The 3,868-nt window shown below is 74.4% G+C and carries 3 protein-coding genes; all 3 read right to left on the bottom strand.

Annotated elements, in window-relative coordinates; genetic code table 11:
* Positions 1 to 1,322, bottom strand: a 1,322-nt coding sequence (locus tag ACFWGJ_RS42610) for a glycosyltransferase 87 family protein (protein ID WP_387334341.1), incomplete at its 3' end; no start/stop codon positions are given.
* Positions 1,319 to 2,725: a polyprenol phosphomannose-dependent alpha 1,6 mannosyltransferase MptB gene (gene mptB, locus ACFWGJ_RS42605; protein ID WP_387334340.1), complete on the bottom strand. Its 1,407-nt coding sequence runs from the start codon at positions 2,723 to 2,725 to the stop codon at positions 1,319 to 1,321. The genes mptB and ACFWGJ_RS42610, both read right to left, overlap by 4 nt.
* A gap of 122 nt (positions 2,726 to 2,847) precedes the next feature.
* Positions 2,848 to 3,771 carry a glutaminase gene (locus ACFWGJ_RS42600; RefSeq protein WP_387334339.1) on the bottom strand — a complete coding sequence of 308 codons (924 nt, stop codon included), beginning with the start codon at positions 3,769 to 3,771 and terminating at the stop codon, positions 2,848 to 2,850.
* Between the last annotated feature and the right edge of the window lie 97 nt (positions 3,772 to 3,868).

The following is a 3,868-nucleotide window of genomic DNA, read 5'->3' as shown; positions in this document are numbered from 1 at the left end:
GGTCCGGGCGCCGCCCCGCCGGCCGGACCCTCGGCGCCCGCGGACAGGGCAGCCGAGGACTCCGGGGGTGCCGGCGGCTGGCTGACGACGGCGGGAACGCTCGCCGGCTCAGGCATGCTCGGCGCGGGCGCCGTGGCACTGGCCCTGCGGCTCCACGGCCGCCGCTCCGCCGCCCGGCGCTGACCGACGGGCAGCCCGAGGAGCAGCCCCAGGGTGATCCACACGTACGCGTTGCTGCCGACGAGGCCGTCGACGCCCGACGCGTCGTCGAACCACAGCCACACGACGCTGCTGCACAGCAGGGCGTACGCGCCCGCGGTGAGCCACAGCAGCCGTGCGTGCCGCCGCCGCAGGCCCGTCTCGGCGAGGATCACCAGCGAGGGCAGCAGCCAGACGAGGTGGTGCACCCAGGTGATGGGGCTGACCAGGCAGGCGGCGAGTCCGGTGAGGGCGAAGGCGCCGAGGACGTCACCGCCGGCGAGGGCCCGGCGGGCCCGCCACATCCACACTCCGAGGACGGCGAGCGCCAGCACCGCCCAGACGGCACGGCTCGGCTCGGCGGGTTCGGCGAGACGGGCCAGTACGCCTTGCAGGGACTGGTTGGAGACATAGGCGAGGCGGCCGATACGGGACGTGTCCCAGACCGCGTCGGTCCAGTAGAAGCGGGACGCGTCCGGCGCGGCCACGGCCGCGAACGCGGTGGCGGCCGTCGCGACCCCCGTGGCGGTGGCCGCCGCGCGCGGGCGCCGGGCGAGCAGCAGCAGGACGATGAAGATGGCGGGCGTGAGCTTGACCGCCGCGGCGAGACCGATCCCGACGCCCGCCCAGCGGCTGCGCCCGTGGGCGATCAGCCGGGCGTCGGCGAGGACGAGGCCCAGCAGCAGGAGGTTGACCTGGCCGAAGCTGAAGGTGTCGCGGACCGGTTCGAGGAGGGCGAGCAGACAGACGCCGACGGCGAGCCCGAACAGGCCGTACCGGCGCAGCCCGCGCCCGGTCAGCACGTACAGGGTGTGCAGGACGAAGGCCGTGGCGGCGAGGTTGAGCAGCAGGCCGACGGCGATCGCGGTGCGCAGTCCGAGCAGCGCCATCGGCAGCATGCCGACCGCCGCGAACGGCGGATAGGTGAAGCCGTACGTCGTCCCCGGCACCCGGTAGTCGTAGAGATGCCCGCCGTGGTGGATCCAGGTGTCGACGGCCCCGTGGTAGACGCGCAGGTCGAACCAGTCCCGCAGCAGGGGCACGGTCGCGGTGAAGACGGTCACGGCGGTGGCCAGGACGAGCACGAACAGCAGCCGGCCCCCGTCGGAGCGCGGCAGCCTCATGCCGTCCGCCCCAGGACGGTGGCGTGCGACGTCTGGTGCGCCTGCCAGAGGACGACCAGCGCGAGCATCCCGCCCGACACCGCGAGCGCCAGCTGCTCGCTGTCGGGCGGGCCGCCGCTGGGCAGGACGGCGAGGGCGAGCGCCCCGGTCACGGCGGCCACCCGATGGCGTACGGACGTGCTGGGCGCCGCCGCGGCGATGAGGAACAGGCCCCACAGCGCGTACCAGGGCCGGACGGCCGGGCCGAGCACGGCCACCGTCGCCAGGCTGAGGCCCAGTGCGTAGACGGGGCTGACGCGGGGGCGGCGCAGCCAGATGCCGGCGACGACGACAGCGGTGAGTGCGAGGCCGAGGGCGTGCCAGGCGGGCAGCGCGTACGGGGCGAGATCGCTGCCGAGGCCGCGGAGGATGTCACCGGTGGCGCGGCCCAGGAGGCTGGTGGGCGACCAGTTGTGCGGGGACACGGGTGTCTTCAGCGCGGCGATCCAGCCGTATCCCGTACCGGCCGCGGCGGTCACGGCGACGGTGGTGGCGAGGGCGGCGGCCGTGGTCGTGACGACGGCCCGCGCCATGCCGCGCCCGGCGCGCACCTGGAGCGCCACGACGGCCGCCAGGCCCAGCACGGCCGGGGCCTTGACCAGGGCGGCCAGGGTCACGAGGACGGCGCCCAGGACCGGCCAGCGGCCGAGGGCCGCCACCAGTCCGGCGCCGAGGAGGCCGAGCATGATGGCGTCGTTGTGCGCTCCGGCCACCAGGTGCAGCAGCACGAGCGGGTTGAGCGCGCCCAGCCACAGGGCTGCGGCGGGGTCGGCGCCGCTGTGCCGGGCGAGCTTCGGCAGGGCGGCGGCCATCAGCGCCACGCCGAGCAGCGCGACGACCCGCATGCCGAACAGCCCGGCGGGCACCTCGCCCCGCGTCAGCCCGGACAGCGCGGAGGCGACGGCGAGGAAGACGGGCCCGTACGGGGTCGCGGTCCGTCGCCATACGGGCGCCACCTCGTCCGCGAGGGGTCCACCCAGGATGGCGGGGCCGTGGGTGTAGACGTCGAGATGCGCGTCGACCATCGCGCCCTGGGCGAGATAGCTGTAGACGTCCCGGCTGAACAGGGGCGGAGCGAGCAGCAGGGGGACCGCCCACACGGCGAGGACGACCAGCAGCGCACGGGGAGTGGGCGGTTCGGGTCCTCGGACCACCCGGCCCAGCAGCGCCCAGGCGGCGATGAGCAGGACGACTCCGAAGTACACGCCGACCAGGCCGAGTGCCGCCCGTCCCGACGCGAGCGACGGCAGTTCCCGCACGGGCAGGGCGCCGGCCGTCTCGCCTCCCGCCGCGAGGACGAGCGAGCCTGCGAGCCCGAGCAGCTGACAGCGACGCAGATCGACGGTGAAACCCTTGGCCAACACTCGGCAAGCGTGTCAAGGCGGGGTGGCCGGAAAGCGACGCGTCCGCTTCGGCGCGGCAGCCGCGTCATGGCCGCCGTCTTACCGGCCCGGACGGCCGGCCGCGCAGCCGTGCGGGCGGCTGCTCAGAACACCGACAGGCCGGTGATGGTGGTGAAGCGGTCGAGGGCCGCGACTCCCGCGACCGAGTTGCCGTGTCCGTCCAGGCCGGGGCTCCAGACGCAGACCGTGCAGCGGCCGGGGACGACGGCGATGATCCCGCCGCCGACGCCGCTCTTGCCGGGCAGGCCCACGCGGTAGGCGAACTCGCCCGCCGCGTCGTACGTGCCGCAGGTGAGCATGACCGCGTTGACCTCCTTGGCCTGGCTCATCGTCAGGAGGCGGGTGCCGTCGGCGCGGATGCCGTGGCGGGCGAGGAAGCCGGTGGCCAGGGCGAGGTCGGCGCAGGACGCCTCGATGGAGCACTGCCGGAAGTACTCGTCGAGCAGGACCGGGACCGGGTTGCCGATGTTCCCGTAGGACGCCATGAAATGGCCCAGCGCGGCGTTGCGGTCGCCGTGGGCGGACTCGGAGGCGGCCACGTCCTCGTTGATGGCGAGGTGTTCGTTGCCACTCTCCGCGCGCAGGAAGTCGAGGAGGGTGCCCGCGGCGTCGCCGGTCTGGGTGTGGAGCCGGTCGGTGACGACGAGGGCGCCCGCGTTGATGAAGGGGTTGCGGGGGATGCCGTTCTCGTACTCCAGCTGCACGAGCGAGTTGAAGGGGTTGCCGGAGGGTTCGCGGCCGACGTGTTCCCAGAGTTCGTCGGCCTCGTGGGCCAGGTCCAGGGCGAGGGTGAAGACCTTGGTGATGGACTGGGTCGAGAAGGGCTGGCGCCAGTCGCCGACGCCGTACACCGTGCCGTCCAGCTCGGCGACGGCCATGCCGAAGCTCCGGGGGTCGCAGGCGGCGAGCGCCGGGATGTAGTCGGCGGGCCGGCCGCGGCCGGGGGTCTGCTCGATCTCGGCGGCGATACGGTCCAGGACGGGCTGAAAGGTCAGCGACGAACTCATGATCACATTCTGCGGTCAGGTCGGGGCCGGTGCGGGTTCGGCTGCGGACCGGTGGGGGCTGGCCGCGCAGTTCCCCGCGCCCCTAGGTACCCAGGGG

Origin of the sequence: Streptomyces sp. NPDC060205 (genome assembly GCF_042728395.1) — a bacterium.
GTDB lineage: Bacteria > Actinomycetota > Actinomycetes > Streptomycetales > Streptomycetaceae > Streptomyces.
Note: the sequence above shows the minus strand (reverse complement) of the source record. Positions and strands in the feature narration are given on the sequence as shown.